Source organism: Klebsiella sp. CTHL.F3a, assembly GCF_019890895.1.
GTDB lineage: Bacteria > Pseudomonadota > Gammaproteobacteria > Enterobacterales > Enterobacteriaceae > Klebsiella > Klebsiella grimontii.
In genome coordinates, this window is sequence record NZ_CP082360.1 from 3,112,841 (window position 1) to 3,139,569 (window position 26,729).

Consider the following 26,729-nt stretch of genomic DNA (forward strand, 5'->3'; position numbering starts at 1 on the left):
TACTAAGGAGAATACAATGCCCTTCGTCAATGTACAAACCATTAAAGGAATGATGAATCCGGAGCAAAAAAAAGAGCTCTTACGCCGCATGACCGATCTGATTGTCGAAATTGAAGGGAAAGGCGATCCCGAGTTCCGTCGTTCAGTCTGGGTTCGCATTGATGAGCATGAGCCGGAACAGTGGAGTCTGGGCGGCATGCAGCCCACCGCTGAAGCGATCGCGGCAAAATTTTCATCGCCTAAGGCGTCATAACCTGATGGCGTTTTAACGCGTCATCCCTGCAAGAAATTGCGGACAACTTTTATGTCCGCTTTTACGCCGCCCGACGCGTGCTCAAAAACGGCCATAAACCGACGCTCCGGGGCTTATTTTACGGAACACACCACGGTCACATGATCCCACCATGGGTTCTCATTGACGTTCACCTCAAGCACATCAAAATGTTCATCGCGGATCTCGTCCAGCAGAGCCTGGAGCGGCCGCAGCGTACGCCAGGGTTGACCCTCTTTGAGCAAATGATGGCGAACGGGATCATAAGCGGCCATGTCTTCCGGGTGACGTGGAGTTCCGCACATGGAACCGATGACAAACCGTCCTCCCGGCCTGAGCAATCTTCTGACTTCCGCAAAGCAAAGATGCCGGGCTTCGTCAATCAGGCAATGCGTACAGCTGCCATCGATAATGAGCTCAAAGGTCGCATCCTGGCACTGATGAATATGGCAGACATCCCCGACAAAAAATTGAGCCGCGAGCCCCGCTTGCTGAAAACGATTTTCTGCCCAGCGGATCGCGGTTGCAGACAAATCTATCCCCCACACGGAATAGCCTCGTTCAGCAAAATACTGCGCTGCCATAGCGCCATTCCCGCACCCCAGTTCAAGGACTGGCGTTCCTGCCTGGGGAAAGTACTGGTGTAAATCAAGCCAGCTAAACACCCGCTCCTGTTGTGTCTTGGCCCTTAAGTAACCCTCGCCAGCCCAGGCGATGGCGCCATTTTCCAGCAGCTGCCGATACTTTTTTTCATAGGGACTCATCGTAAAGACGCCTTTTTTTAGCCACAACGCACGCCACTCTACTCTCTATCGCGCAAGAAGAGATCCCCCCGTTTTTAGCGACTCCCCGTTACCTTGGGCAGTAATTGCTCAATCACGCTGATGATGCTTCTGACCCGCTGCGGAATAAAGCGGGCGTCAGGGTAAACCGCATAGAGGAAGCGATCGGGTAATCGCCAGGCGGGTAACACCGGCACCAGCCTCGCGGATTGCAAAGCGTTGGCTGCGAGGGGCAACTGCATGCCACCAATGCCAATACCGGACTCCAGCGCCTGCAACAGCGCTTCGCTGGTGTTAGCCCGAAACACGGTATTGACTTTCACATCGACCGTTTTATCACCCGAGACCAGCCGCAGCGGCGCGTCCTGCGCGATGCCGCTGAAACGTACGTGCGGATGGGCAGCCAGTTCGCTCACGCAATGCAGTTCTTTAAAACCCGGGGCGGCAAATAGCGCGGTTTCAATACGCGCCAGCACGCGCGCCGCATGCCCTTGAGGCGGTTCACTGCTTAACCGCAGCGCGACATCCACCCCTTCCGTAACCAGATCGGCAATACGGTCATCAAGCGAAAGCGTCAGATGCAGCCCGGGGGTCATTTTCTGCAGCGCCAGCAGATGCGGCAAAAAGATCTGTCCCAGACCGCTCGGTAGCTGCACATGTACCCTGCCTTGCCGCTGACTATCGCTGGGGTTTAAGCGCCTTTCAGCGTCGCGCATCGCTTCCAGCAAAAGCTGCATATCGCGCCGGTAGCTTTCCCCCTGCTCGGTCAACGCCATCGCCCGCGTCGTTCGATGCAGCAAGACCACCCCGAGCTCCTCCTCCAGCGCCGCGATCTGCTGGCTGACTGCGGATTGTTTCATCCCGCACTGGCGGGCCGCCGCCGAAAAAGAACCCGCTTCGACGACGCGCAGGAAGGTGGCAATGGCGTTGAGCTTATTATTCATTTAATGATTCTTCTTATAAGTACCATCGATTTTATGGGGTATTCGTGAAATAAATAATATATCACACTGCCTCGGTCCCCCATCTGGAGAAGCAACGTGAATAAGAAACCGCAACCCAGGATCGCGCTGGTCGCCGGCGCCAGCGGCATTGTAGGCAGACAGCTGGTCAAAACGCTGTTGCGCCATCGGTGGGAGGTTATTGGCCTCAGCCGCCATGCATCGCCCCACCCGGATAACATTCCCGTCATCAACGTCGATTTACTCGATGCGCGGCACAGCGCGCAGAAACTGCAATCGCTCAACGGGATCACCCACATTTTTTACAGCGCATGGGTGAACGCCGCGAACTGGACGGAAATGGTTGAGCCGAACGTGGCCATGCTGCGCCATCTGGTCAGTAACATTGAGAAAACCTCACCGCTGCGGACGGTAAGCCTGATGCAGGGATACAAAGTCTATGGCGCGCATCTTGGTCCGTTCAAAACCCCGGCGCGAGAAAGCGATCCCGGCGTACCCGGGGCCGAATTTAATGCCGCTCAGCTCACATGGCTCAGCCAGTTCCAGCGCGGAAAAACGTGGCGCTGGAATGCGCTCAGGCCTGGCGTGGTCGGCAGTACGATGCCCGGCAATGCCATGAATCTCGCGCTGAGCATCGCGCTCTACGCCTCGCTGTGTCGGGCGCAGAATTTACCGCTGCGCTTCCCCGGTTCGGAACAAACCTGGCACAGTATCGTCGATCATACTGATGGCGGATTGCTGGCGGATGCCACGCTGTGGGCCGCCACCTCGCCGCAGGCGGAAAATCAGGCGTTCAACGTCAATAACGGCGATCTCTGGCGCTGGTGCGAGCTGTGGCCGCGCATCGCCGACTGGTTTGAACTGCCCTCCGCGCCGCCGGTCAGGCTCTCCTTTCATCAGCTGTTTGTTGATTACCGCGCGCAGTGGCGCGAACTGGCCGGGCAGGATCTGGTAGAGGCGGATATTTTACGGCTCAACGACGGTACGTTTGCCGATTTCGTCTTTAGCTGGAACTACGACATGTTTGGCGATGGCAGCAAACTACGCCGGGCGGGCTTCACGGAAATGCAGGCCACCGACGACATGTTTTTCCGCCTGTTCGCTCAGCTGAGAGCCGCACGCGTTATCCCCTGAAACAACATGCTTTAACCGTCAGCCGTCGTCGCGCGAGCAATCTACGATTCAGTTTTTCGTCCCTTCCTCGCGCGCTCTGGTATCTGGGGTAATGATTATTCCAAGACGTAAAAAAGCCGGGTTCTCCCGGCACCATGATTTACCAGCCATTTTCTTCGTATAAATACAAAACGTAGTGGATGATATTACTCCAAATTGCAGCATCCTTATGCTTCTGATGATTTCAGAGTACAGATTGAAGAGTCGCAACCGCCGTAAGCAGGATACCGATAACTACCGGATAAAAAACGCAGGAAATCAGGTATTCAGCTACCTTATGGCCTTTGCTTTGTGTATGAATAGTTCTTCCTATACTTATCAGAGAGGCAAAAAAACCGATAGTCGCCACAACGGCTATTAGAGTCAAAATGCAATACAGAGTTAACCCTCCAGCCTCTCTTTTTTCAAGGCAACCTAACATCGCCAGCGCCTGCAACAGGCTTAATGCGATCGCCCCTGAGCAGCTTTCACATACCTTTCCATAGATACCAAACACTTCCCAGGCACGTTCGTTAATACGCTTCATAATGAATTCCTTTTATAAAATTAAAAAAATGCGTTTAAGTGTTCACCCTACCCTTCACCCTTTAGAGCAAAAAACAATCAAAAGGTGAACAGGTGATTACGTGCCGTTACTCCTGTCACCGGCAGGTTAAGATTCATGGTTTACCCGCAGGGCTTTCGCATGGGCGATCTGGCAGGGGATCGGCGTCACTCAATACGTCAGAAAACGCACCATTCTGAGCCTCGACCTGGCACTGAGATGACGTCCAGAGCGCTGGCGGCCTACGTAGGAATTACCGAGCAGAACCTGTCTTTGCTCAAATCCGGAAAGGTGAAAGGCATCCGCTTCGATACGCTGGCAAAAATCTGCCAGGCGCTGGAGTGCCAGCCAGGCGATATTCTCGCCTGGGAGGCGGATTAACGTCCTTTTTCGATCGTGCAGGTCCACTGCGGGCTCATACTGCTCTGGCTGGTGGCGATTTGCAGCGACAGGCTGGCGTCAAGGGTATGCGTGACGCTGTATTCAAGCACCACATCATCCAGATCGCGGGCCACCCGTTCAATTCGAAACAGCGGCACACCCGGTTTAATATTTAACAATCCTGCCGTGCGGCTATCGCAGCACACCGGCGTATAGCGCTCCGTGGCGTTGGCCGGTGAGTAACCGAACGTTTCCCGCAGCTGCTTATACAGCGATCGGCTGCCGTCCACGTGGCTAAGATCGTTATAGATACGGCCATTGAGCCACGTCAGCACATGGCCAACCGGCCGATCTCCCTGCACTAACAACCGTTCCAGACGCATCAGCTGGCAGCCTAAATCCAGCCCCATTTGCTCCGCCACCTGGCGGTCGGCCATGGTCGAAATCAGCGACAGAACTTCCACGGCTATCTCGCCCGGTGGGGCAAAGGTCGTCAGTACATCCGGGAGGTCGGTGTAGTATTTCTGCAGCGCATCGCGGTTGATAAACGTCCCTTTACCCTGCTCGCGGTACACCATGCCAATACTGGCCAGCGAATCTATCGCCTGTTTAATGGTGCCGCGCGCCACCTTAAACTCCCCGGCGAGCAGCAGTTCGCCCGGGAGCTTATCGTCATAGGTAAAAGAGAGGATCCGCTGCAGGATAACGTCTTTTATCCTTAAATAGAGAGGGAGTCCATCCGACTCAAACATACTTGTGCTCCAACTCAGAGGTAGTGTATCTGGCTCCTGTAAGCGCTAAGTATATCCTGATTTATCGCCTGATTACCGTCTATGTTTGCGCTGGCGAGAATGGGCGGTATATGCTCATTTTCCAGCATGATTTCGCATATCCGTAATACCAGGCTGTTGGCGATGGCAGCGCCCATGATGGTAGAGAGCGGTGCGGCTTTTTGCGCCATCCCCGGCAGGCTCACCGCCGCATCGCCATACTCGCAGTGGTTATCAATGGTGATATCGGCCACATCCACCAGCAGTTTGCCGCTGGAGTGGCGAGAGGTCACGCGCGCCGCCGTCGCCAGGCTGGTAATCGCGATAACCTTTGCGCCGCAGGCTTTCGCCGCCAGCGCGACGTCAATGGTAATGGCATTCCGCCCGGAAACCGAGTGGATCAGCAGCGTATCTTCAGCCCTTAGCGGCGACTGCTCCACCAGTACCCGGCCGAGGTTTTCCACATTTTCCACCGCGCTGGTGAGGGTTAACGGCCTGACGTTAAGCATTAGCGCAGGGGTAAAAAGCGGATTGATGATGGCCAGACCGCCCGCGCGATAGCTCATCTCCTCCGCCAGAATCCCGGCGTGGCTGGCGCCAAAGACGAAGATGTTGCGCTGCCCCATAATGCTGTGGGACATGATTTCCGCCGCCCGGGTGAGTTCATCGGGGCGCTGCTCAAGAAAAGCCAGCTTCTGGCGGATCTGACTGTAGTACTGTTTCAGTGCCTGACTCATAGACTTCCTCCCGATATCAGAACGCCAGCAGGCGGGTTAAAAGATGAATGACCGGCGCGAGGACAAACATATCGCTGTCGCCTGCCCATAGCGCGGTATCCGGGATCGTATGGTCGATAAAGCCGGTGACGCAGAAATACTGCCCCCAGGCGACCACGGTGGAGGTGATAAACCCCGCCAGCAGCGCGCCTTTATAGCCTCCGGTAATATTGCCGAAGACCCCCGCCGTCCCGGCGTGAAAGAAAATCACGATCATGCTGGGAATAAAGACGTAGCCGGTATAGCGGCCGATCAGGGTCAGCCACAGCAGCGAGCCGACAAAAGCGCCGACAAACCCCAGCACCACCGCGTTTGGCGCAAAGTTAAACAGTATCGGGCAATCCAGCGCCGGTTTTGCGCCGGGGACCAGCCGCGAGCCGATGCCGTTAAACGCCGGCACCATTTCGCCAATAAACATCCGTACGCCAAGCAGCACCACGGCGATGCCGCCGGTAAACATCAGCGATTGTTTGAGGGCATAAATGTAGAAACTCAGGTCGCCCGATTGCGCCAGGATCTCCGCCGCTTTCGGCGTGCCTTTTATCTGCAGAATAAAGGTGCCAATAAAGAACAACAGCGCCATGGTTAACGCGGTCACCACGTTGGAATCGCGCAGAAAACCAAGTTTTTTAGGAACTTTAATATCCTCGGAGCTGATTTTGTTGCGGGCAAATATCTGGCCGAAAATCGCCCCCAGCAGCGCGACCGAGGCGGAAGTATGCCCCAGCGCCACGTTGTCGTTACCGGTGATTTTCCGCACCCAGGGCTGAACCAGCGCGGGCTGTAGGGTCCAGTAGAGCCCCATAATCACCGTTAGCATCAGCGTCAGCTGCACCGCTGAAATAGCGGGCTCGGTGTTCACCATCACCCCGGCAAAGATCATCGTCGTCCAGAACATCATATGTCCTGTCAGGTAGATGTATTTAAAGCGCGTCAGCCGGGCCAGCAGCAAATTAATGGCGAATCCGCCGGCAATGGCGATGGTCACGCTGCTGCCGTAGCGTTCGCTGAAGCGCGCCTGGCCAATAATATTGGTCAGGTTCATCGAGCTAAGCCCGAAGACTTCGGTCCAGATCGGTTGAAATATCAGCAGCGCGGAGACGATAAACCCGGCCCCCGCGCCGATGATCAGAAAGCCCAGAATGCCCTTCAGGGTGCCGGACACAATGTCCGCCAGCGATTTCTTTTGCAGCACCAGGCCCAGCAGCACAATCAGGCCAATTAAGATCGACGCTTCACCAAATATATTGATGGTGATCCAGCGTAGCACGCCAAGAAACTCGCTCATGACGGCTCTCCCGCGGGCAGAATGTTCGCCTGGGTCAGCGCCGCAGTAATTTCGGCGTTATCGATATAGTTGTTCACCACCACCACCGGACAGGACAGATGCTTAAGGTTATCTATCAGTTCCGCGTTGGTTATCACTACATCGGCGTTGGCCGACGCGGCGGAAGAGACATCCATATGTTCCACGGAGGCCTGAATCCCGTGCTGTTTTAACACCGCCTCAACGTTCATTTTTAAAATCAGGCTGGAGCCCATACCTAAACCACAGACTGTCAGAATTTTCATCGCTATTCACTCCGTGTTAATCACGCTACAAACGCTGCGAGCCGCTGGCTAGCAACTGATAAAGTTGTTCTGGGTCGCGAGAATGCATCAGGGTATGCAGGTTATTTTCATCGCTGAGTACGGTCACGATATGCTGGATAAGGTGGATATGCGCATCGCTGCTGGTTGCCGACAAGCCCAGCACCACCTGTACCGGGTCGTTTTCCGCATGACCAAACGCCAGCGGTTCGTGCAGCCTGATCGCGCTGATCTGCGCTTTCCTCGCCCCCTGCTCCGGGCGGGCATGCGGCAACGCCAGTCCGGGGGCAATGACAAAATAGGGGCCCAGCTCGCGGTAGCTATCGACCATTGCCTGGACGTACTGCGGGCTGCAGGCTGCCGCGCGGCACAGCGCCTCCCCCGCCTCGCGGATGGCCTCTTCCGGGCAGTTGGCCGCACAGTCGACGTTTATTGCCTGACGATCAATCATAAGAGGCTCCTTGCGCTAAATGCTGGCGGATGGAAACCAGCGTGGTTTCCAGCGCACGCTGGACAAACGCGCGCCCTTTATCTTCACTGGCGGCAGTCGGATCGCCCAACACCGCATAATCAGAGAACGCGGTCCAGGGTATCGGCTGATAGCGAAAATTCTGCGGAAAATCAGGATAGTGTTGGCGAGCTTCTGTCATGTTGACGAATTCCGGCGCCAGCGCCAGCATCAATGAAGTCTCGATTTCGTCGGCATGCATATAACCGGGATAAGCCACCGCCGAGGTTTGCCGCTTTTTTACCTCCTCATCCATCCCCGCCCAGCTGTAGCCAAGCAGCGTGATGCCCTGCTCCTTAAGCTGGCGGGAAGCGGCTTTAATGGCGTCGAAATTACCGTAATGCGCGTTAATCACCGCCGTGGTGGTGATACCGTAGCTGGCCATGTTTTCCGCCAGCGACACCAGCAGCGAGGTCAGCCGTCCATTACCGATATCAATCGCGCCCGCGTGGCCGCGCAGGGACCAGACCTGGCTGTAGGAAACAACCGGCAGGCTCAGGGCGCACTCGCCCAACTGTTCATCAATCAGCGCGCAGAACCGCTCGGCGAGCAGGTTATCGGTGTCCAGCGGCAGGTGGTCGCCGTGCGGTTCGACGGCGCCGAGCGGCAATAAAGCTATCCGCGCCTTTTGTAGCGCCCGCCTGGCCTCGCGTTCGTTTAAATGATGCAGCTTCATCACGCCTCCTCAGGCAAAAGCGAGGTAACGAGCCGGGTTGTCGACGAAGAAATCGTGCAGCAGCGCTTCGCCGTCAAATCCAGCTTCCCGCGCCTCTTCAAGGAATCTTGGTCGCCAGTCGCTAAGGATAAACTTCAGCCCCAGTCCCCCCTTGCCGTAGTGGGCGCTCATTGATTTACGGGCAAAATCACCGCCGATTAAGATCTGTTTTTGATAACCCCGCTGGCACAGGGCCAGGATGGCCTGGGTGCGGATATGCTCAGGGTGGTATTTGATGCGGCTGATACCGTCGAAAGAGAGAAACGCCCCGGTGTTGGCGATCTGACGGTGCAGCCAGGGATCGGGGTTGCGATCCATATGGGCAAAACATAAGCGGGATAAATCCAGCCCCCATTTTTTGAAGATCCGCGCCTGCTCGAGTCCCATCGTCCCCATTTCCGTATGGCTGTGCATCGGCGCGCCGGTGCGCTGCTGGGCGCGAACGATAACCTCCATGGTTTTTTCTTCCAGCGGGGAAATGGCGTTATAGCCGGTGCCGCATTTCACCACGCCGGCCCGATGTTCGGTGCCCTCTATCCCCTCAGTGACCTCGCGACAGACGTGTTCAACCAGTTCATCAACCTCTGAATGTTCAATCCATTCGGCAAAAGTCTGCGCTGAGCCCGGCCGCTTGCTGCTCCAGAGAAAACCTTTGTTGAAACCGGCGGTGGCGATGATATGCAGCTGCTGGCGCTGCGCCATGGCGGCGACGGCTGCAGCCTGACGACCATAGTCCGGCGCGGTGGCGTCATAGATGGCGCTGCCTCCCGCCTCACGAAAGTCGCTTAATTCACGCTCTGATGCCTGCGGATCGTCGAGTAACAGATCGTCATCCTGACGCTCGGCCCAATAGGGCGGAATACAGTAGATATGGTCGTGGCTGTAGGTGACGCCCAGCTGATGAGCGGAAATATCCCCGTTTAACGTTCGAATGATGCCCATGTTACTTGCTCCCAGGAACGGATAAGAAGGTGCTTTCAACATAGGCCCACCCCACTTGACCAGTCAAGTGATCAAGTTCGCATCAATCATATTAAATTCTTATCTGTGAGGTAGGTCGACATTAACATTTATGTGACGTTGTCACATAAATAGATTCGGGCTAAAAAAACCGTTACTCATGGAAAAACATACGTATTCCGGTTGAGGTAATTAAATTTATGTTACTTAAATTCAATGGGATACATACTCACAAAGCCAATGCATTCCTGACTAATAATCCATGGCTTTGATTAAAATGTTTAATTGAATGAATCGACAAAAAGAGTATTGTTAAAAACAATGATGAGCGGAGATAAATAAATGTTACGAGATTTTTTGAAGGTAGAAAAAGAGGATCGTCTGGTGGAACAGCAGGACGCTAGTAGCGGTAAAGCGAATTCAACCGATGTCACCGAGTGGATTATTGTAAATAAAAATGGTGATAAAAAAGGCCGGGTGGCGTTATTCAATCAATTTACCACCCGTCGTTCCTATTGCGTGAATTACCGCATCACCCAGTTTGATAATAGCGGCAAAGTGGTTGTCGACCGGCTGGCGGAATCAATCTGATCCCGGGAATCGTTATCACGCCTGTGTTCCGCGCCTTTAGCCCGGCCCGTCGCTGGCGGCGGCCAGCAGCGGCACAATCACATCGCTGAGCGGCGTGGGAATATGGTAAATACGACCATACCGCTGCACGACTCCGTTGCGAATATCCCACTCTAGCGGCAGCCCGGCCTCGCGGTCGGTGAGGATTGAGGTACTTAAGTCCGGAGGCGCGCGATGGAAACCGGCGAGAATTTCCTGCACTACGCCATCGTCCAGGCTGGCGCCTGCGGCGCGCGCCACCGTCAGTCCTTCCTGCAGATAGGCTAAAGCCAGCGCCGTGATATCATCGCGGGCAAACATCCCTGCCCGCCTCCCCGTCAGCACCATCAGACCAGCGACCGCATTCTGCAGCAGTTTGCGCCACGCAACGGAGAGGAAATCAGCGCTGACGTCCACTTCACAGCGGGTGTCCCGTAGCGCATGCTTCACCCGTTCAGCCCCCTGAACATCGGGCAGCGTCAGCCGCGGTTTCGCCCGCAGCCAGACTGACGCTTCCGGTTCACGCTGTGCCGGGAACCAGACGACCGATGGCAGCACGGTCGCTTCCGCGACGTAAGGCGCGAACTGCGTCTTTTGTTCAACGCCGTTCTGGAGCACGCATACAACCGTGCGATCGTGGCAGAGCGCTTTCAGCCACGGCGCAATCGCCGCAATTTGCGTTGCTTTTACCGCCACAAAGACCAGGTCTACCGGCGCGGCGACCGATGCTGGTTCCGTCACGACGGGGCCCGGCACCACAATCTTCCCGCCATCGAAACGCAGCGACAGCTGCGGGTGCGCACGGCGGCCGCATACCAGAGGCGTACGGCCTACCTCGTGCAGCGCAGCGGCGATGGTGGTACCAATTGCGCCCGGGCCTATCAGCGCAATGGTAGGTTCTTCAACTGTCATCTATGCCTCCAGGCCGCATCCGGCCCCTAAGATTTCATGGTTACGTAACATAAACGCGACTTCGTTCGCATTACCATTTTTTTCATATGGGTAATCTGAATGTGTGTGTCAGCGTACACACTTATCACCATCAACAAGGAAGGTACATGTTTCCAGAATACAGAGAGCTAATTTCTCGATTGAAAACCACGCACCCGCGCTTTCAGTCGCTATTCGAAAAACATAATGCACTCGATCACGACATTTCCCGCATAGAAGGCGTCGACGGTAAAGGATACAGTCTCGAGCTCGTACATATGAAGAAAGAAAAACTTCTGTTGAAGGATGAAATGCTGAAAATCCTCCAGCATGAAAGCCTGAATCAGGTCTGATATGTGTGCAAGGCCGCCGGGTGGCGGCCTTTTTTATCCCGCAGCTACGCGCGGATAAACGCCAGCAGATCGGCGTTAATGACATCGGCGTGCGAGGTATGCATACCGTGCGGAAAGCCGGGGTAAATTTTTAGCTGGCTGTTCGGCAGCAGCTTATCCTGCAGTATGGCGGCGTTTTGATAAGGCACAACCTGATCGTCATCGCCCTGCAGCACCAGTACCGGCAGCGTAATGGCTTTTAAATCCTCGGTCTGGTCGGTTTCAGAAAACGCCTTAATTCCATCATAATGCGCCTTCGCGCTGCCGGTCATGCCCTGCCGCCACCAGTTCTGAATAGTGCCCTGGGACACCTCCGCGCCATCGCGGTTAAAGCCATAGAACGGCCCGGACGCCACGTCGAGATAAAACTGCGAGCGGTTGGCGGCCAGCGCTTTGCGAAAACCATCAAATACCTCGATTGGCGTACCGCCAGGATTGCTCTCCGTTTTTACCATCAGCGGCGGAACCGCGCTGATAAGCACTGCTTTAGCCACTCGTCCCTGCGGCTGACCATACTGCGCAACGTAGCGCGCGACCTGCCCGCCGCCGGTGGAATGCCCGATATGCACGGCATTATGCAGATCCAGATGCTCCGCCACCGCTGACGCATCGGCGGCATAATGGTCCATATCATGACCTTCACTGACCTGATCGGAACGACCGTGACCGCGTCGGTCAATCGCAATCACCCGGAAGCCTTCTGCCAGGAAAAACAGCATCTGGTTATCCCAATCATCGGCGCTTAAGGGCCAGCCATGATGAAATACGATTGGCTGCGCCTCCTTCGGGCCCCAGTCTTTAAAGAAGATATTGACGCCGTCTTTGGTTGTCACAAATGCCATGTTACAAACTCCTCTATAGAGAAAACAAGGCTGCGGGCCTGACGCCTGCAGTTGGTCGGGGGTAAAGGCTGGATGTTCTGTCCGGTGACGATAGTGTCTCGTTAGGTTTGAAAATGACCTGGCTGGAAAAGTGTAGATGATTTTCGCCGATACGGGAGGCCGGTTGACAGATAATCCTCAGCGGACAGCAATAGCTGCGGCAGAATGGGATATCGCGACGCAATGAAGCTGTCCATATCCTGGACAGCTTCATTCATCATACTGAAGTGAAATAACGATCGGTTTAATTTACGCGCTGCGCCTACTCAGCAGACCGGCTGATAGTCACCATCGCAGCGCCCGGCTGGTCAAGCGATTTAAGCCCCTCGACCACCCGGCCAAGCTTTACCAGCCCCGGCGAGTGGCGAAAATCCTCGCGAAAAATGGCCAGATTGCCCCACGGCGCGTAATAGGCGATGTCGCCGCGCCGTGGGGTCATTGAAGCGCCAGAATCCGCACGGCGCAGTTTCGTCGGCAGCCAGGCGATCTTTTCCGTTGAACCATAATCCTCAAGCTTCACCGTCATCGGCAGCTGCGCCAGGAACGCATTAGCCGCAGCGCTCTCATCCAGCAAGCCGACGACCGTGACGCCTTTAAATACAAACTCAATCTTCACCGCGTTCTCCCTGCCGGCGGCGGATGCCGCGCCCGTCATCATGATCAAAATGGATAGCACCGCACCGAGCGTTTTCAGCATCCGCTCACCCTACCAGGCCGCGAGCGCGCAGGACTTCACTGACCACCGCTACTGCTGAAAAGGCGTTTGGCCAGCCGGCGTAGAAAGCGGCATGCGCAACGACCTCTCCCGCCTCTTCCGCGGTGAGGCCGTTATCCATCGCCCGGTTAAGGTGGTAGCCAATTTGCGCGCTTTGCCCGGCGGCAATCAGCGCGCTGACCGTCACCAGGCTGCGGTCGCGCGGCTTCAGCTCCGGTCGCTGCCACAGGTCAAGAAACAGCGGTTGCGTCGTAAACTTCACCAGTCCAGGGGAAATCGCGCCGAAGTTCTTTTCTACGGTTGTTGAACGCTGGTTTTCCACCGCCTGATTAAGAGGGAGTAGCTCCGGGGAGGCAGCAGCCAACTGCTCGCGTCCAATACCGCGCGCAAGAAAAATATCTTTCATCACCGCAACGGCGGACATCGCGCTGGGCCAGCCGGAATAAAAAGCCAGATGAGTGACGATCTCAGAGATTTCAGCCGCTGTGACCCCGTTATTCAGGGCAACATCAACGTAATGTTTTAGCTCCGCAGGCTGGTGACGGGCGATAAGGATCGCGACGGTCACGATGCTGCGATCGCGGCGCGAGAGTTTGTTTCGCGCCCAAAGATCCTCTGTCAACACCTCGTTACCGAAACGGGCAAGCGCCGGCGCGACGGATTGAACATCTTCAACGGACAACAGGGTTGGGCTAAATGGCGCCATTTTTTTACCTCTTTTTTCTTCAGCCAGGACGGGAGCGCCCAGCATCAACGACATGGCGGCAGCGGCAATAAAAGCTTTCACGATAAATTCCTCATTCGCATATTAATTCGTCAGCCTTTCCACCAGCTGGCGCTGGTACTCAGGAAGCCGGCTGCGGCTGGCATTCTCAAAAGCCAGCGGGGGAAGCCAGGTCATGCCCGCGTGCAACGCGCTGGCCTTCATCGGCGTAAAGACGTCGGCCAGGCTAACGCCGATCCGCCCGGACTCGCCGTAGGTGGATTCGCCTCCCGCGGCCGTCGTGACGATCATCATCTCTTTGCCCTGCCATATTCCCGGCCCTACGCTGCCCCAGGTATCGTTCAGCCAGGTCTTCATCATCGGCGTGATGTTGAACCAGTGGGTCGGGAAAATAAAAACGACGCGCGCGTGTTCCCGCATAAGCCGTCGCTCTTCATCGGCATTGATGTTTCGGCTGTCAAAGCCGTAAAGCGCTTCGAGATTGCGTACGGTCACGCCGGGCACGCTTCGCGCAGCGTCCTCCAGACCGTTGGTCATGACCGATTGGCCAGGATAAGGATGAGAGACAATAACCAGCGTGTGAGCCTCTGCGGCACGGCTGGCAGGGGTAAAGCTAAACAGAAACGCGGTGACGGCCAAAAGCCAGAACAGACCGGGAATACAGCGGTAAGAATAGTTCATCAAACTCTCCTTCTCTTTTGCCACAGGGTAAGGCGCGGAATAAGAAGGAGCCAGCCCTCGCTATCGAATGGGGCTGTGAGTTATTTTCATCAATCGGGCTACAGACCCAGCGGTTTCATTTCCCGCACAAGGGAGATTAACAGGCGCAGCCCGGTGGGCACCTGATGACGGCTGGAGTAATAGATATAGAATCCCGGTCCGTATGAGGCCCAGTCAGTCAGCACCAGACGCAGGCGCCCTGCGCTGACGTGCTCTGCTATCAGCGGTTCTGGCAAGTACATCAGGCCGAACCCCTGCAGAATGGCCACCACGCCCGTCTCCGCCAGATCGACCGTTAACAGCGGCGGCACTTTGACGGTGAGCTGCTCTTCGCCACGCTCAAACTCCCATTTATAAATCCGGTTATTTCCCAGACGATTGCTGACGCAGCGGTGCTGGTGAAGATCGTTGGGATGCAGGGGCTCGCCAAAGCGGGCAAGATATTCCGGGGATGCCGCGACCACCCAGCGTACATCGGCGGACAGACGCTGCGCCACCATATCTTCCGGCACGGTTCCGCCATAGCGGATCCCTGCGTCAAACCGCGCTTCCGTCACGTCAACAATGCGGTTGCTGGCCACGATATCCAGCTCAATATCGGGGTAACGTTCAGCAAAAACAGGCAGGATCGGGGCCAGCAGCAGCGTGGCCGCCTCAACGGCGACGTTGAGACGAATATGACCCGCCGGCGAATCGCGGAAGGGGTTGAGCTGTTCAATCGCGACATCGATTGAAGCGAGCGGCTCGCTTACCGCGTTGACCAGGCTTTCGCCGGCCGCCGTCAGAGAAACGCTTTTGGTCGTGCGGTTCAGCAGACGCACGCCCAGTCGCGCCTCAAATCCCTTGATAGCGTGGCTCAGCGTCGATGCGCTCACCCCAAGTTCAACGGCAGCTTTACTAAAATTCTGATGGCGTGCGATGGCGCAAAAATAGATAAGGTCGGCCATATCGGCACGGTTCAAATTCATACGGCCTCGCTAACGTGGTAAAAGATAAGCTAAAAAAACGGTACCTTAATGTGATGCCGCATCGCGGCGATCGTCCGCGAAGGAAAATCACAGACCAGGATGCACGAGTAACCTGCCGGGCAGGTAGGTTTATACTACAGGCTTCAGCCCTGATAAACTGTCCATCCGACCGGAGATAAACCCAATTTATCCGCCAGAGGCGCATTTATGTTACCTGATTGCGATAAAGCCATCGTCCTGCTGCATGAAATCTACGGCATCAATGCGCATATTCAGCGAACCGCCGCGACCTGGCGCAGCCGCGGCTTCGATACGTACACGCCAGCGCTTTTTTCTCACTCTGCGCCGTTCGCCTATGAGCAGCAGGAGCAGGCCTGGCGCCACTTTTCTGATAACGTCGGATTTGATACCGCCGCCATTGTGTCACTGCTGGCCGAGCTTAGAGCGAAATACGGCACGCTAATCCTTATCGGCTACAGCGTGGGCGCCACCTTAGCCTGGCTGGCCGCGAGGAGCGGACTCTGCGACGCCGCGGTATGCCATTATGGATCGCGGATCCGCCTTTACAGCGACCTTGCGCCCCCCTGCCCGACGTTTGTCATCATCGCCCGCGATGAACCGGCATTCGATCCCAGCGTTATGCAAAACGAGCTGGAGAAAAATCCCTCCGTGACCTGCCGGATGTTCAATGCGCAGCACGGCTTTTGCGATGCCGACAGTTCAGAGTGGGATGCGCGCCTTGCGCAGCAGGCTGACGAGGACACGCTGCAGTTTTTAACGCTTATTTAGCAAAGACAGGAGGCCTGATGCATCAGGTATTTCACTGGATTAACGAACCCGCGACATGGTCGCAAGACGAAGGCGTACTCAGCGTAGTCACCGATGCGCAAACCGACTTCTGGCGCGAAACCTGGTACGGATTTGAACGCTTCTCCGGCCATATCTACGCAACGGAGGCCGTAGCGGATTTCACCTTTCAGGTGCGGGTCCGCGCCGATTTCAGCACCCTGTATGACCAGGCGGGGCTCATACTTATGCAGGACGCACAAAGCTGGCTCAAGGCCGGTATAGAGTACAACGACGGCGCGCCCGCTATCGGCAGCGTACTGACACAGGGAAAATCAGACTGGGCGACCGGTGTTTTTCCAGGCGACCCCGGAGAGTTCTGGCTGCGCCTGACCCGTTGGGGGGAAGCGCTGCGCCTGCAGTACTCTACTGATGGCCGTCAGTGGCCGCTGCTGCGGCTGTGTCCTTTTCCCCGCGGAACGGTAAAGATCGGCGTCATGTGCTGCACGCCGCAGCGTAGCGGACTACGGGTTAATTTCCACGATATAGCGCTGCTGCCGCCAAACGAGAAAGATCTGCACGACCTGAGCTGAGTCGCCGCCCCACGCGCAAGGCAAAATCGCGGAATAATCGCGATGAGGGTATGATTTTTAGCCCCCGGGCCTGCATGACCTTCTCCTTGCTGCTAGATTGGCATCGACCTTCAAACCAACAATGAGGAGGAGCCATGTTTTCTTACATCATGCTCGGCACTAACGATCTGCCACGCGCGATTCGTTTTTACGATCCGTTGATGGAGATGCTGGGGCATCCGCAGAGCGGTCGGAGCGATGAAGGCGCATCATGGGGTACATTCAGCGGAAACCGCACCATCGGGCTGTGCGTTGGCAAACCGTTCAACCAACAGCGAGCGACGACGGGTAACGGCGTGATGGTGGCCCTGAACGCTCGTTCGGTTGAGCATATTCAGCAGTTGCATCAGCTGGCGCTGAATCTCGGGGGAACAGATGAAGGCGCCCCTGGCCACCGCCCGCAGTACGGTGAAGGTTTCCACAGCGCCTATGTCAGAGATCCGGACGGCAATAAGCTGGCGTTTGTGTATTACGCAAACGCAGGCTAAGCCCGCAGACCGGCAAGTAAAGGCAGGGTTAGCGCATGAGCGCATGGCGAAACCCTGCGCGTTGCTGAATATCGCGCCGGGCCCGAGCCGCCAGGTTCCGCCTGTTTCGCCTTCGGCGCTCATCAGTCATTCACGGCGCACCCACGAGAAAAGCATTTTTCAGCCCGTTGCCGTACAGCTGGGGTCGTCTCTGACTCAGCCTTCAGTAAACATTCCCGACGTAAACGCCGCCCGCATCGCTTCGATCTCGCCCGCCTGCGTCGCGTTTAATGCCGCCAGCATATTGCAGGTAAAATCCACAAAACCAACCCCATTGGCGGTCACCAGGTTGCCATCACGAACCGAAGGCACGTTTCGGTAGCGCGCAGCGCCGCTGTAGGCGGAGCCTGCTCTGTTCTGCAGGTAGGCCAGCCCGTTCGAGGTGTGGTCGACATCATTGAGAAAGCCGTGCGCGCCGAGGAATGCCGAAGCGTCGCATATCGCGCCAACCACGATCTGCCGGGCCAGCGCTTGCTCTACCAGCGGCACCACCCGCCGGGCCTCCTCCCCCCACCAGTTCATACCGCCCACCAGCACCAGCGCGGCGTAATCATCGGGTATCGTCTCGAAGGTATAATCCGGCAGGCAACGGACCCCGCCAATAGACATCACCGGCCCCGCATCCGCGGCAACGGTCCTGACATCATACTGCGGCTCCCATATGCCAAATCCCCGGCGCAGCCCTGGCGCCAGCAGGGCAAACTCCCAGTCGGCATACTCCTCGATGAGCACAAACAGCACTTCTTTACGCGTATCCATAAATCTCATTCTCACCCTGGTCAACAGAATCAGCCGTCGCAGCATCCGGCCTGCTCTTCGCTGTCGCGATCGTTACTCTCGCCGTGCCGCCGCTATAAACTGTATAAATGCACAGTAATGAAGGCAAGGTTAATTTTCCCCTTATGGCAATTCGCAGTGATTTTTGCGAGCCTGCTCCCCGGATAGAAACACTACCCGGGGGCATTGGCTATCGTCTTCTGCGATCCGGGTCTGCAGACAACGGAATACGCCTGTGAGCGAGAAGAACCTCCCTCGTGATGTACAGCGTATATCCTTCCGGCCTCAGTCTGGGCGATCGCAACGCCTTCAGCGTGATGCCGCTGATATCTCCCGACGCAAGGCGTTTACGGACCGCGCTACCGCTAAGGCGCAGCTGACTTCGTAGCACCGACAGCAGGCTGGTCTGAAAGGCCCGCGCAACGATGACCTCCACTCTCACCTGAGAAGCGCGAACAAGGTTGATTCGCCAGCGCTCCTTGACCACGAATTCAGGCGATCCCGATGGTGACGCGCGATTACGCCGCAGCACCAGCAGATCGTGAGAATAGGCCTCAACGGCAGATTTATCGTTGGCGCTAAATCGCTCGTAGAGCTGCGGATTAATTTTGCTGACCGGTAAACGAGAGAACAGGCTGATGTTCCAGGTATACGCGCAGCGGACGCACTGATAGATACTCCAGACATCGAGCATTTTTTTTTGTGAATTGACCCGGAAGGCGCCGGATGGGGTGAAATCCTGCTGCCCATGACAGGCGGGACAGCGCTTGCTAATCAGCTGGTAGCCCACAGGGCTGACGTTCCATGTGACTTTCATGGTGAACCTTTTTTAACCCATACAAAAGCGGATCCGCCGATAACGGACCGTGATTTTTGCGATGTGAAAAATATTTAATTAATACTTTTCAGTGGGTTAAAAAAAGATTTCCAACACGACTACCCTGTCTTACCGCCAATGGATGGGCCTAAGCGTAACAAAGCGGCTCAGGGTAAAAGTATGCATTAAATCAATAAACACTTGGAATTCATTCATAAACAGCATTGTTTATCTTCTGTTCACAAAACGAGAAGCGGCTCACTGATCAAACAAACCTAAACGTTTATGTTTTGTCTAATAAACGTTTAGGTTAAGGAAATAACCGTTTATATCACGGGTAATTTTCATAAATGCAGAGAGCGAAAAATGCGAAAAGCGACGATGCGGGATGTGAGTGAGGCGACGGGGTTTTCAATGTTCACCGTCTCACGCGCGCTAAACGGTGGCGATGGTGTCGCTGATGATAGCCGGGAGCTGATTTTAAAAGTGGCGCGCGAGCTCGGCTATGTCCCTAATCGTGCGGCACAGGCGCTACGCCGTTCGAGCAGAGATTCGGTAGCGGTGATTACCGCCCATGCGTCGAACTCTTACTACCTCAACCTGATGTCCGGGATTCAGCAGATGCTGCAGCCTTCGCAGTGGACCGTGGTGCTTGGCGATATCGCGGTAAACGGGATCTACGACCGGGCGCAGGAAGATCGCATGATTAACCGCCTGATCGAATCGCGGATGGCCGGGATCATTTCGACGGTGACGCTCCAGCCGGAGAGCCTGAGCCTGCTGGCGAAATGGGATATTCCGGTGGTCTTCGTTGACTCTCCTCCTCGCGGCGAGCACAACTTTCCCAGCGTCACAACCGACAATTACCATGCCAGCCTGCTGGTGGGGAACCATCTGGCGCAGCACGGCTATAAAAACTGGCTGTTGCTGATCTACCCGGACCGCTGGACCACGCGTTTTGAACGTGAGCGCGGGATCCGCGAGGCCGCTGAGCAGTGCGGCGCCACGCTTGAGGTTGTCGAAACGGAGAACGATGCGCAGTCGGCTGCGGACACCCTGAGCCGGTACCTGGACCGGCAGACATCGCTGCCGGACGCGCTAATTGCCGGTAACAACCCTATTCTGCTGGGTTCACTTAAACAGCTTCAGCAGCGCCAGATAGCCATTCCCGGCGATATGGCCCTTATTGCCTATGACGAATTCGACTGGGCGCCGCTATTGAATCCTCCGCTCACGGTGCTCAATGAAAACAGCGAAGAGATTGGCAGACAGTCGGCTGAAATGCTTATCCAGTTAATTAATCCGGAAGCAAAAGGAGAAATTAATACCCAGCGTAAAGTTCCCGCCGAGCTGGTTATTCGCCAGTCCTGCGGCTGTAGAAAATGAATAACCATTAAAAAAGAGATGATTGAGATGGCTGACAACCGGTAGCCCCAACGGCATTGTACGGGCCGACAGACGTTGCTCTTGCGGTTCTGTCCCTCCCGGCCAAAAAGCGGGCTACCCGGTGCGAAACAATTTTGCCGCCACTCTCTCATCATTTTAGCGATGTAAATAACGGCTGAAGTCATCAGTCGCAATTAAAAAAACAACATCAGGGGATTATTTCTGAGGCATCCCCACACCTGGCCGTACGTCATACCACAAGAAAATGAAAGGAGTAGAATATGACCAAACTTCGCAAAGCATGGCTGGCTGTCGCGGTTACCGCGGTAATCACCACCATGACAGGGTTTATTCCCGCAGCCAGCGCCGCGCCGCAGGATGGCAAAAAAATCTCCCGCATCGGCTTAATGGTGCAGGACATGTCCAACCCCTTCTTCTCCGCGATGGAAAGGAACGCTAAGCAGGCCGCGGCGAAAATCGGCGCCACCCTTAACGTCCAGGATGCGCAGGTGGACCTGGCAAACCAGAACACGCAGATTGACGCGTTTATTCAGCAGAAAGTGGATCTCATCATTATTTCCGCCGTCGATGAGTCCGGGATCGAGCCGGCCATTCAGCGCGCAAAAGCCGCCGGAATTATCGTTATTGCGGTCGATACGCCCGCTAAAGGCGCAGACGCGGCGATCATGACCAACGCCATCCAGGCCGGGGAAACCTCCTGCGAATACCTGTTCAGCCAGATGGGCGGCAAAGGCAAAGTGCTGCTGGTGGATGGCACGCCGATTCAGACCATTATCGACCGCATCAAAGGCTGTAAAAACGTCGCACAAAAATACCCGGATATCAAAATTGTCGGCCAGCAGGCATCGCGCAACGACCGCGCTTCCGGCCTGATGGTGACAACCGACATGCTCACGGCCAATCCTGACGTCGCCGGTATTTTCGGCATGAACGATCCTTCCGCGCTCGGCGCGGTGCTGGCCGTTGAACAGGCGGGCAAAGCCGGCGCGATCAAAGTTACCGGCGTCGACGGTAGCCCGGAAGCGGTTGAAGAACTCAAGCGCAGCGGCTCGCCGTTCATCGGCACCGCGACGCAAAACCCGGGAGAAATGGTGCGCCAGGCCATCACGCTGGCTCAGGATATGGTCGACGGCAAACCGATCGCTTCCCGTACCGTTTTAATCCCAAGCGTACTGGTCACCCGCGATAACGTAGGTAGCTATCCGGGTTGGTAATCACATCGTCACTCTAAGAAGCAACAAACGGGATGACCCTCAGGTTCATCCCTGAGGGCAAAGACAATGGCCGACATATCATCACCTCCCTTACTCAGGCTGGAAGGGATTTCAAAACGCTACGGCGCGACGCTCGCGCTGAACAACGTACGCTTTGATTTATTTGCCGGAGAGGTCCATGCCCTGATGGGGGAAAACGGCGCAGGTAAATCCACGCTGATGAAAATCCTCTCCGGAAACGAGCAGCGCGATAGCGGCGTTATTTTTATCGATGGACAAGAGATTGATATTCGCACGCCCCGGGACGCGCGCAAATATGGTATCGCCATTATCCACCAGGAGCTGAACACGGTGCCGGATATGACGGTGGCGGAAAACCTGTTTCTCGGCCAGGAGCCAACCTCTTTCGCCGGGATTCTCGATCGCAAACGGATGCACCGGGAGGCCAGAGAGAAGCTGAATCGGATTAACGCGGATATCGACCCGCAGGCGCCGCTCGGATCATTGAGCATCGGGCGTCAGCAAATGGTTGAGATCGCCCGCGCCGTCAGTGAAAACGCCAAAGTGCTGGTGCTTGATGAGCCGACCGCCGCCCTGTCGCGGGCGGAGACGCTCCAGCTCTATCGATTGATCGCGCAGATGCGCCAGGACGGCGTCGGCATGGTCTACATCTCGCACCGCATGGAAGAGGTATGGCAGCTGGCAAATCGGGTCACGGTCTTCAGAGACGGTACGTGGATCGGCACGGAAAACCTCGGCAACGTCTCAACCACCGATATCGTGCGCATGATGGTCGGCCGGCAAATCGTCGATCTCTATCAGCACGAGCCGCGTACGCCCGGCGACGTCCTGCTGGAAGTCAGGGATCTGGCAGGCAGTGCGACCGGCCCGGTCTCCTTTGAGGTCAGCGCGGGCGAAGTGGTGAGCATGTCCGGTCTGGTGGGCTCCGGGCGAACCGAAGTTGCCCGCCTGCTCTTCGGCGCCGATCCGCGCAGCCAGGGAAGCGTGCGCCTTGCCGGCAGGGAGAGCCAGCCGTCAGACCCCACCGCCGCTATTGCCGACGGTATTGGAATGGTGACCGAAGACCGTAAAACCCAGGGACTGTTTCTCGGTCATTCGGTTGAGCACAACATTGATATCAGCTCGCTGGATCACTTTGTCGCCGGCGGCGTGGTTAAACGTAAAACCATCCGCGCTGCCGTCCTGGAGCAGATGCGCAGGCTGCGGCTGCGGGAAAACGCCGTTGAACTGCCCGTCAGCGCCCTGTCCGGCGGAAATCAGCAGAAAGCGGCGCTGGCGCGCTGGCTGCTGCGCGACTCGAGGTTGCTTATCCTCGATGAACCAACCCGCGGCGTGGACATTGGCGCCAAAAGGGAAATTTACGAGCTGATAGACAGACTCGCTCGCGCCGGCAAAGCCATCCTGGTGATCTCTTCCGATTTGCCGGAGGCCATCGGCATCAGCGACCGCGTGCTGGTCATGCGCGGCGGGCGAATCGTCCACCAGATCCCCTCATGTACAGCCACGGAAGAAGAAGTAATGCTGCACGCAACAGGAACCTTTACCAGTCAATCCGGAGAATGCCATGGACAACAATAAACCTGTGACGGAACTGCCGGTCAAAGCGCCGTTTGATTTTGCCAAATGGTGGGACCGGGTGGGGATCTTAATCGTCCTGCTGGTTTTGCTGATCCTCATGTCGACCTTCGCGCCAAACTTTAACCGCGTCGATAATCTGCTGAATATCGCCCGCTCGATCTCCGTCAACGCCATTCTGGCGGCGGGCATGACCTTCGTCATTTTAACCAGCGGTATCGATTTATCCGTCGGGTCGATCGTCGCCGTTTCCGGCGTGGTCTCGGTGGTGGCGGCGATGGCCGGGATCCCCGCGCCGCTGGCGATTCTGGCCGGGGTTGGCGTTGGCGCGCTCTGCGGTCTGCTTAACGGCGTGCTCACCGCCTATCTCGCCCTCGCGCCGTTTATCGTCACCCTCGGGACAATGACCTTCCTGCGCGGTATGGCCTACACCATTACTGAAGGGCAGCCTATTGTGTCCAGTAGCCTGAGCTTCCGCGAGCTGGGCAACGGCTATCTTATCGGGATTCCCATCCCGGTCATTATCATGCTGGTGGTTTACCTGCTGGCGTGGTTCATTCTCGAACGCACCCGCTTTGGCCGTCACATTTACGCCGTCGGCGGCAACGCCCAGGCCGCCCGCCTGGCCGGCGTACGGGTCAAACGCGTGCTGGCGGCGGTGTATATGATTGCTGGCGTCTGCGCGGGCCTGGCGGGCATTATCTTCGCCGCCAGGGTGATTTCCGCCCAGCCTACTGCCGGAACGGGATATGAGCTGGACGCCATTGCGGCCGTTGTCCTGGGAGGTACCAGCCTCGCCGGTGGGCGCGGGCGAATTATCGGCACTCTGATTGGCTCGATAATACTTGGCGTACTCAGTACCGGTCTGATTCTGCTCAGCGTGCCCTTTTTCACCCAACTCTTAATCAAAGGCATCGTCATCATACTCGCCGTGGCGATTGACGGACTGAAGCAGCATCCGGAACTGTTTACCTTCTGGCGGAAAAAAGAGATCGCCCGTCCCCGCTAGCTTTCCCTGACGCTTTGTCTATCCGCCGCATCGGCGGCGGGTTTTCGTTTGCTTAAAATCTGATGGAGTACACCCCATGACATACCACATTACCCTGACGGATCCGATGAATGGCCCCCGGGATCGCGAACCGATTACGTTTACCCTCCCTGAGAGGCTAGCGGAACCCCTGTGGTGGGCCATTACCGGTGAAGACGAGCGGATCCTTTGCCAGCGTCTCGAACATGAATCGTCGACAAGCAGTACCGCTTTTATCGCGACGGTCAGCTTCAGCGGTACCTTTAAGATGCGGCTTGAGCGGCCGCTCACGGCAGCTGAAGTCGATGAAATATCCGGTATCCAAACGCTGCCCGGCCGGGAGAGCGACTGTTTTGTGCGCCTCAATACCGGCTGTTTCGATCTGGAAATGTGTCGGGGAACCGCTCAGGGCGTCGGTTCATCAAAATGGGGGCTGCGCCATTTCCGCGCTCTGCAGGACGGCGTCGAACTGCTTCCTTCGGGGAATAATGCCATCGGCGGTTTTTACGGTCCGTTCTTTACCCCGGAGAACGGGCTGATTAACCCGCCGGAGCATACCGTCGTTGATATTGAGATCGTTGAACAGGGTCCTGTCTATCATCACTACCGCATGCGCGGCGCGATCCCCGACGGATTATTACCGGAGCTGCGCGGTAAGCGCTTCGCCATCGACTGGAAATTTAGCTGGAACACGCCCTGGTTTCAGCGGCGCTACTGTGTAGATGATTTTTCGACGATCATCAACGGCCGTTCGGTGACCAACAAGATCACCGTCGGCGACGAATTTGAGAGCGGCCCGGGAAAACTGCTGTTCGATCGCTTCGCGGCGTATGGGGGCACCCGCTATCGTGCGGGCGACCCCTACGCCGAAGAGCTGGTCGCCATGGTGGCCAATACCGTCGCCACGTCGGAAAATCAAAGCCCGAAATTTGCCGAATTCCGCGAACAGCTCGCCGATATGGCTTCTGCCCACTGGGATCTCTACTGGCGGATGTTCTGCCGCTGGGAGCACGTGCTGGATGAAGCGGAGATTCGCCAGCGGCTGAGTCAGGTGCGCGCCCGCGCGCATCTTCGGGCCGATCTGACCGAGCGGGAATGGCTGCTGACCAACTCGCCCGTTAACGTTTCCGCTGTCGCGGATGAAACCATCTTCCCCGGGCCGGCCAGTAAAACCGTCGAGTACGATTCGGCGAGCGGCCGGGCGATGATCTGGTGGACCTCCCGCCCCTCCGGCGCGTTTCAGATAGTCCAGCGCCGTCAGTCCGGATGGGTTAACTGGGGCAGCAACGGCGAAAATGAGTGTCCGGAGCTCCCCGTCGGCGTCGAGATCAAGACCGCCTGCGGGATCTTCGCCGACAACTGGATGCAGATAGCCGATCGGCTGGAAACCCCGCCGGTGGTCACGGTTCGTAAAGGAGATAACTGATGATCCTCTGCTGCGGAGAAGCCCTCATCGACATGCTGCCCTGCCGGAGCCGTGAAAATGCTCCCGCCTTTACGCCCTGCGTCGGCGGCGCGGCGTTCAATACCGCCATTGCCCTCGGGCGCCAGGGGGTGGCGGTCAGTCTGTTTTCCGGTTTATCGGACGATTTTATGGGTGACATGCTACGCCACACGCTTGACGCCTCCGGCGTGGATTATTCGCCCTCAACCCGCGCGCCGCTGCCTACCACTCTCGCCTTCGTCAGGCTGGTAGGCGGTCAGGCCCGCTATACCTTTTACGATGAGAATAGCGCCGGTCGAATGCTGACCGAAAACGACCTGCCGACGCTCGGGGATGACGTCTCCGCCGTTCTGTTCGGCTGCATCAGCCTGATCGCCGAACCGTGCGGCAGCATTTATGAAGCGCTGATGGTAAGGGAAGCACCGCGTCGGGTGATGTTCCTCGACCCTAATATTCGTGAAATTTTCATCCCGGACCGGCAGAAACACCTGGCGCGCATGATGCGGATGATCGCGCTGGCGGATATCGTCAAGCTTTCCGATGAGGATCTCGCGTGGTTTGCCGAACCCGGCGAAGAACACGAGGTAATACGCCGTTGGCTGGCGCAGGGGCCGAAGCTTATCGTGGTCACCCGCGGGGCTGACGGCGCTGATGCCTGGACCGCTGATTTTCATCTGCATGTGCCCGCTATACGCGTAGCGGTGGCCGATACCGTCGGCGCGGGTGATACGGTTAATGCCGGTATTCTCGCCAGCCTCTCGCAGGCCGGGCTCCTGGAGAAGGAGAAACTAGTGACACTGTCACGTGATCAGGTGCGCCGCGCGGTCGATCTCGGTATGCGCGCCGCCGCGGTGACGGTGTCGAGGCCAGGAGCTAACCCGCCCTGGGACCATGAACTCTGAAGCGGCAGAGACCAGGACTGTAAACAAGGGAAAGCCGGATGAGGGTCTGTAACCGCGCGTATCAACGGACCCTTATCATTAGTATTTATGGATATGATTTCTATCCCAATTATTGAATGAAAGCTAAACCAGCTTCATTTATTCATAGGTTATTGCCGACTAATCCATTAGTATCAGGCAATTAGATCGGCACTCAATTTTTGCCCTTCTCGCTAATTGACATCAGGGA

Annotated in this window: 32 protein-coding genes; 14 read left to right on the plus strand and 18 right to left on the minus strand. The window is 56.5% G+C overall.

The features are described 5' to 3' along the window. Positions 1–16 precede the first annotated feature (16 nt). A complete protein-coding gene (locus K7H21_RS14555) occupies positions 17–253 on the plus strand; it encodes a tautomerase family protein (RefSeq protein ID WP_004120210.1) in 237 nt (78 codons plus the stop codon). A gap of 113 nt (positions 254–366) precedes the next feature. On the opposite strand, the gene K7H21_RS14560 is transcribed toward K7H21_RS14555, so the two are convergent. Both K7H21_RS14560 and K7H21_RS14565 read right to left on the minus strand, forming a co-directional pair. Continuing rightward, positions 367–1,035 (minus strand): class I SAM-dependent methyltransferase, encoded by a 669-nt coding sequence (locus K7H21_RS14560; protein WP_223035168.1) that lies wholly within the window; start codon positions 1,033–1,035, stop codon positions 367–369. A gap of 74 nt (positions 1,036–1,109) precedes the next feature. After that, positions 1,110–1,997 (minus strand): LysR family transcriptional regulator, encoded by an 888-nt coding sequence (locus K7H21_RS14565; RefSeq protein WP_004120203.1) that lies wholly within the window; start codon positions 1,995–1,997, stop codon positions 1,110–1,112. Between the two features lie 96 nt (positions 1,998–2,093). Here K7H21_RS14565 and K7H21_RS14570 point away from each other — a divergent pair, with 96 nt between their 5' ends. Next, positions 2,094–3,149, plus strand: a complete 1,056-nt coding sequence (locus K7H21_RS14570) for an SDR family oxidoreductase (RefSeq protein ID WP_049115246.1) — start codon at positions 2,094–2,096, stop codon at positions 3,147–3,149. 223 nt (positions 3,150–3,372) lie between these two features. Here K7H21_RS14570 and K7H21_RS14575 read toward each other — a convergent pair whose 3' ends face one another. Continuing rightward, complete coding sequence (locus K7H21_RS14575; RefSeq protein WP_046877967.1) at positions 3,373–3,714, minus strand: hypothetical protein; 342 nt, start codon at positions 3,712–3,714, stop codon at positions 3,373–3,375. Between the two features lie 237 nt (positions 3,715–3,951). On the opposite strand from K7H21_RS14575, the gene K7H21_RS14580 reads away from it, so the two are divergent. Next, positions 3,952–4,113 (plus strand): helix-turn-helix domain-containing protein, encoded by a 162-nt coding sequence (locus K7H21_RS14580; protein ID WP_046877968.1) that lies wholly within the window; start codon positions 3,952–3,954, stop codon positions 4,111–4,113. Here the strand turns inward: K7H21_RS14580 and K7H21_RS14585 are convergent. Genes K7H21_RS14585 through K7H21_RS14615 form a run of 7 tightly spaced genes read right to left on the minus strand, consistent with a single transcriptional unit; the run spans position 4,110 to position 9,414 of the window. Further along, positions 4,110–4,865, minus strand: a complete 756-nt coding sequence (locus K7H21_RS14585; protein ID WP_004120189.1) for a GntR family transcriptional regulator — start codon at positions 4,863–4,865, stop codon at positions 4,110–4,112. The two genes, K7H21_RS14580 and K7H21_RS14585, sit on opposite strands and share 4 nt — an antisense overlap. Positions 4,866–4,879: 14 nt before the next feature. Then, positions 4,880–5,620, minus strand: coding sequence for a sugar isomerase domain-containing protein (locus tag K7H21_RS14590; protein ID WP_049115241.1), 741 nt, complete (start codon positions 5,618–5,620; stop codon positions 4,880–4,882). 16 nt (positions 5,621–5,636) lie between these two features. Beyond that, complete coding sequence (locus K7H21_RS14595; RefSeq protein ID WP_223035169.1) at positions 5,637–6,947, minus strand: PTS ascorbate transporter subunit IIC; 1,311 nt, start codon at positions 6,945–6,947, stop codon at positions 5,637–5,639. Further along, positions 6,944–7,231 carry a PTS sugar transporter subunit IIB gene (locus K7H21_RS14600; protein WP_004120180.1) on the minus strand — a complete coding sequence of 96 codons (288 nt, stop codon included), beginning with the start codon at positions 7,229–7,231 and terminating at the stop codon, positions 6,944–6,946. The genes K7H21_RS14595 and K7H21_RS14600 overlap by 4 nt, the downstream gene beginning before the upstream one ends. 25 nt (positions 7,232–7,256) lie before the next feature. After that, positions 7,257–7,700 carry a PTS sugar transporter subunit IIA gene (locus K7H21_RS14605; protein WP_223035170.1) on the minus strand — a complete coding sequence of 148 codons (444 nt, stop codon included), beginning with the start codon at positions 7,698–7,700 and terminating at the stop codon, positions 7,257–7,259. Next, the gene (locus tag K7H21_RS14610) at positions 7,693–8,433 is read right to left on the minus strand and encodes a creatininase family protein (RefSeq protein ID WP_004120173.1); all 741 of its coding nucleotides are present in this window, start codon (positions 8,431–8,433) and stop codon (positions 7,693–7,695) included. Before K7H21_RS14610 ends, K7H21_RS14605 begins: the two co-directional genes overlap by 8 nt. A gap of 9 nt (positions 8,434–8,442) precedes the next feature. Beyond that, entirely contained in the window at positions 8,443–9,414 is a 972-nt protein-coding gene (locus tag K7H21_RS14615; protein WP_004120170.1) for a phosphotriesterase family protein, read from the minus strand. Between the two features lie 360 nt (positions 9,415–9,774). Here K7H21_RS14615 and K7H21_RS14620 point away from each other — a divergent pair, with 360 nt between their 5' ends. Beyond that, positions 9,775–10,023, plus strand: coding sequence for a hypothetical protein (locus K7H21_RS14620; RefSeq protein ID WP_004120166.1), 249 nt, complete (start codon positions 9,775–9,777; stop codon positions 10,021–10,023). A 36-nt stretch (positions 10,024–10,059) separates the two neighbouring features. Here the strand turns inward: K7H21_RS14620 and K7H21_RS14625 are convergent, their stop codons facing one another. Further along, a complete protein-coding gene (locus K7H21_RS14625) occupies positions 10,060–10,953 on the minus strand; it encodes an oxidoreductase (RefSeq protein WP_004120163.1) in 894 nt (297 codons plus the stop codon). Between the two features lie 146 nt (positions 10,954–11,099). Here K7H21_RS14625 and K7H21_RS14630 point away from each other — a divergent pair, with 146 nt between their 5' ends. Next, the gene (locus K7H21_RS14630) at positions 11,100–11,324 is read left to right on the plus strand and encodes a YdcH family protein (RefSeq protein ID WP_004120160.1); all 225 of its coding nucleotides are present in this window, start codon (positions 11,100–11,102) and stop codon (positions 11,322–11,324) included. A 44-nt stretch (positions 11,325–11,368) separates the two neighbouring features. Here the strand turns inward: K7H21_RS14630 and K7H21_RS14635 are convergent, their stop codons facing one another. From K7H21_RS14635 to K7H21_RS14655, 5 genes are all read right to left on the minus strand, one after another. Then, positions 11,369–12,205, minus strand: a complete 837-nt coding sequence (locus K7H21_RS14635; protein WP_004120157.1) for an alpha/beta fold hydrolase — start codon at positions 12,203–12,205, stop codon at positions 11,369–11,371. A 301-nt stretch (positions 12,206–12,506) separates the two neighbouring features. Beyond that, entirely contained in the window at positions 12,507–12,941 is a 435-nt protein-coding gene (locus K7H21_RS14640) for a cyclophilin-like fold protein (RefSeq protein WP_112164980.1), read from the minus strand. 4 nt (positions 12,942–12,945) lie between these two features. Next, positions 12,946–13,746: a carboxymuconolactone decarboxylase family protein gene (locus K7H21_RS14645; RefSeq protein WP_223035171.1), complete on the minus strand. Its 801-nt coding sequence runs from the start codon at positions 13,744–13,746 to the stop codon at positions 12,946–12,948. Between the two features lie 21 nt (positions 13,747–13,767). Further along, positions 13,768–14,364, minus strand: coding sequence for an NAD(P)H-dependent oxidoreductase (locus K7H21_RS14650; RefSeq protein ID WP_049115233.1), 597 nt, complete (start codon positions 14,362–14,364; stop codon positions 13,768–13,770). Positions 14,365–14,462: 98 nt separating this feature from the next. Next, positions 14,463–15,371 carry a LysR family transcriptional regulator gene (locus K7H21_RS14655; RefSeq protein WP_004120145.1) on the minus strand — a complete coding sequence of 303 codons (909 nt, stop codon included), beginning with the start codon at positions 15,369–15,371 and terminating at the stop codon, positions 14,463–14,465. A 207-nt stretch (positions 15,372–15,578) separates the two neighbouring features. On the opposite strand from K7H21_RS14655, the gene K7H21_RS14660 reads away from it, so the two are divergent. The 3 genes from K7H21_RS14660 (at position 15,579) to K7H21_RS14670 (ending at position 17,277) form a co-directional block, all read left to right on the plus strand. After that, positions 15,579–16,160 (plus strand): dienelactone hydrolase family protein, encoded by a 582-nt coding sequence (locus K7H21_RS14660; RefSeq protein WP_223035172.1) that lies wholly within the window; start codon positions 15,579–15,581, stop codon positions 16,158–16,160. A 17-nt stretch (positions 16,161–16,177) separates the two neighbouring features. Continuing rightward, a complete protein-coding gene (locus tag K7H21_RS14665; RefSeq protein ID WP_087828139.1) occupies positions 16,178–16,750 on the plus strand; it encodes a DUF1349 domain-containing protein in 573 nt (190 codons plus the stop codon). A 134-nt stretch (positions 16,751–16,884) separates the two neighbouring features. After that, complete coding sequence (locus tag K7H21_RS14670; RefSeq protein ID WP_004120137.1) at positions 16,885–17,277, plus strand: VOC family protein; 393 nt, start codon at positions 16,885–16,887, stop codon at positions 17,275–17,277. A 195-nt stretch (positions 17,278–17,472) separates the two neighbouring features. Here the strand turns inward: K7H21_RS14670 and K7H21_RS14675 are convergent, their stop codons facing one another. Together K7H21_RS14675 and K7H21_RS14680 are read right to left on the minus strand one after the other, a co-directional pair. Next, positions 17,473–18,075, minus strand: a complete 603-nt coding sequence (locus K7H21_RS14675) for a DJ-1/PfpI family protein (RefSeq protein WP_049115228.1) — start codon at positions 18,073–18,075, stop codon at positions 17,473–17,475. 208 nt (positions 18,076–18,283) lie between these two features. Beyond that, on the minus strand, positions 18,284–18,910 hold the full coding sequence (locus tag K7H21_RS14680; RefSeq protein ID WP_004120131.1) for a DUF1062 domain-containing protein: 627 nt from the start codon (positions 18,908–18,910) through the stop codon (positions 18,284–18,286). Between the two features lie 366 nt (positions 18,911–19,276). Between K7H21_RS14680 and K7H21_RS14685 the strand changes: the two genes are divergently transcribed. The 6 genes from K7H21_RS14685 to K7H21_RS14710 all read left to right on the plus strand — a co-directional run bounded on the left by K7H21_RS14685 (position 19,277) and on the right by K7H21_RS14710 (position 26,500). Continuing rightward, the gene (locus tag K7H21_RS14685; protein WP_004120121.1) at positions 19,277–20,296 is read left to right on the plus strand and encodes a LacI family DNA-binding transcriptional regulator; all 1,020 of its coding nucleotides are present in this window, start codon (positions 19,277–19,279) and stop codon (positions 20,294–20,296) included. A gap of 281 nt (positions 20,297–20,577) precedes the next feature. Further along, positions 20,578–21,531, plus strand: coding sequence for an ABC transporter substrate-binding protein (locus tag K7H21_RS14690; protein ID WP_004120119.1), 954 nt, complete (start codon positions 20,578–20,580; stop codon positions 21,529–21,531). Positions 21,532–21,597: 66 nt separating this feature from the next. Next, positions 21,598–23,130 carry a sugar ABC transporter ATP-binding protein gene (locus tag K7H21_RS14695; RefSeq protein ID WP_004120117.1) on the plus strand — a complete coding sequence of 511 codons (1,533 nt, stop codon included), beginning with the start codon at positions 21,598–21,600 and terminating at the stop codon, positions 23,128–23,130. Then, positions 23,117–24,136, plus strand: coding sequence for an ABC transporter permease subunit (locus K7H21_RS14700; protein WP_004120114.1), 1,020 nt, complete (start codon positions 23,117–23,119; stop codon positions 24,134–24,136). The genes K7H21_RS14695 and K7H21_RS14700 overlap by 14 nt, the downstream gene beginning before the upstream one ends. A gap of 76 nt (positions 24,137–24,212) precedes the next feature. Next, positions 24,213–25,580: a hypothetical protein gene (locus K7H21_RS14705; protein WP_049115224.1), complete on the plus strand. Its 1,368-nt coding sequence runs from the start codon at positions 24,213–24,215 to the stop codon at positions 25,578–25,580. Further along, positions 25,580–26,500, plus strand: a complete 921-nt coding sequence (locus K7H21_RS14710; protein WP_223035173.1) for a carbohydrate kinase family protein — start codon at positions 25,580–25,582, stop codon at positions 26,498–26,500. The genes K7H21_RS14705 and K7H21_RS14710 overlap by 1 nt, the downstream gene beginning before the upstream one ends. Positions 26,501–26,729: the final 229 nt, after the last annotated feature.

Coding starts and splice junctions, on each gene's coding strand:
- K7H21_RS14670 (WP_004120137.1), top strand. CDS start 16,885: ATGTTTTCTTACATCATGCTCGGCACTAACGATCTGCCACGCGCGATT.
- K7H21_RS14555 (WP_004120210.1), top strand. CDS start 17: ATGCCCTTCGTCAATGTACAAACCATTAAAGGAATGATGAATCCGGAG.
- K7H21_RS14690 (WP_004120119.1), top strand. CDS start 20,578: ATGACCAAACTTCGCAAAGCATGGCTGGCTGTCGCGGTTACCGCGGTA.
- K7H21_RS14590 (WP_049115241.1), bottom strand. CDS start 5,620: ATGAGTCAGGCACTGAAACAGTACTACAGTCAGATCCGCCAGAAGCTG.
- K7H21_RS14680 (WP_004120131.1), bottom strand. CDS start 18,910: ATGAAAGTCACATGGAACGTCAGCCCTGTGGGCTACCAGCTGATTAGC.
- K7H21_RS14600 (WP_004120180.1), bottom strand. CDS start 7,231: ATGAAAATTCTGACAGTCTGTGGTTTAGGTATGGGCTCCAGCCTGATT.
- K7H21_RS14665 (WP_087828139.1), top strand. CDS start 16,178: ATGCATCAGGTATTTCACTGGATTAACGAACCCGCGACATGGTCGCAA.
- K7H21_RS14705 (WP_049115224.1), top strand. CDS start 24,213: ATGACATACCACATTACCCTGACGGATCCGATGAATGGCCCCCGGGAT.
- K7H21_RS14640 (WP_112164980.1), bottom strand. CDS start 12,941: ATGCTGAAAACGCTCGGTGCGGTGCTATCCATTTTGATCATGATGACG.
- K7H21_RS14675 (WP_049115228.1), bottom strand. CDS start 18,075: ATGGATACGCGTAAAGAAGTGCTGTTTGTGCTCATCGAGGAGTATGCC.
- K7H21_RS14700 (WP_004120114.1), top strand. CDS start 23,117: ATGGACAACAATAAACCTGTGACGGAACTGCCGGTCAAAGCGCCGTTT.
- K7H21_RS14580 (WP_046877968.1), top strand. CDS start 3,952: ATGACGTCCAGAGCGCTGGCGGCCTACGTAGGAATTACCGAGCAGAAC.
- K7H21_RS14695 (WP_004120117.1), top strand. CDS start 21,598: ATGGCCGACATATCATCACCTCCCTTACTCAGGCTGGAAGGGATTTCA.
- K7H21_RS14685 (WP_004120121.1), top strand. CDS start 19,277: ATGCGAAAAGCGACGATGCGGGATGTGAGTGAGGCGACGGGGTTTTCA.
- K7H21_RS14620 (WP_004120166.1), top strand. CDS start 9,775: ATGTTACGAGATTTTTTGAAGGTAGAAAAAGAGGATCGTCTGGTGGAA.
- K7H21_RS14650 (WP_049115233.1), bottom strand. CDS start 14,364: ATGAACTATTCTTACCGCTGTATTCCCGGTCTGTTCTGGCTTTTGGCC.
- K7H21_RS14625 (WP_004120163.1), bottom strand. CDS start 10,953: ATGACAGTTGAAGAACCTACCATTGCGCTGATAGGCCCGGGCGCAATT.
- K7H21_RS14595 (WP_223035169.1), bottom strand. CDS start 6,947: ATGAGCGAGTTTCTTGGCGTGCTACGCTGGATCACCATCAATATATTT.
- K7H21_RS14660 (WP_223035172.1), top strand. CDS start 15,579: ATGTTACCTGATTGCGATAAAGCCATCGTCCTGCTGCATGAAATCTAC.
- K7H21_RS14630 (WP_004120160.1), top strand. CDS start 11,100: ATGTTTCCAGAATACAGAGAGCTAATTTCTCGATTGAAAACCACGCAC.
- K7H21_RS14560 (WP_223035168.1), bottom strand. CDS start 1,035: ATGAGTCCCTATGAAAAAAAGTATCGGCAGCTGCTGGAAAATGGCGCC.
- K7H21_RS14615 (WP_004120170.1), bottom strand. CDS start 9,414: ATGGGCATCATTCGAACGTTAAACGGGGATATTTCCGCTCATCAGCTG.
- K7H21_RS14565 (WP_004120203.1), bottom strand. CDS start 1,997: ATGAATAATAAGCTCAACGCCATTGCCACCTTCCTGCGCGTCGTCGAA.
- K7H21_RS14710 (WP_223035173.1), top strand. CDS start 25,580: ATGATCCTCTGCTGCGGAGAAGCCCTCATCGACATGCTGCCCTGCCGG.
- K7H21_RS14635 (WP_004120157.1), bottom strand. CDS start 12,205: ATGGCATTTGTGACAACCAAAGACGGCGTCAATATCTTCTTTAAAGAC.
- K7H21_RS14605 (WP_223035170.1), bottom strand. CDS start 7,700: ATGATTGATCGTCAGGCAATAAACGTCGACTGTGCGGCCAACTGCCCG.
- K7H21_RS14575 (WP_046877967.1), bottom strand. CDS start 3,714: ATGAAGCGTATTAACGAACGTGCCTGGGAAGTGTTTGGTATCTATGGA.
- K7H21_RS14655 (WP_004120145.1), bottom strand. CDS start 15,371: ATGAATTTGAACCGTGCCGATATGGCCGACCTTATCTATTTTTGCGCC.
- K7H21_RS14585 (WP_004120189.1), bottom strand. CDS start 4,865: ATGTTTGAGTCGGATGGACTCCCTCTCTATTTAAGGATAAAAGACGTT.
- K7H21_RS14610 (WP_004120173.1), bottom strand. CDS start 8,433: ATGAAGCTGCATCATTTAAACGAACGCGAGGCCAGGCGGGCGCTACAA.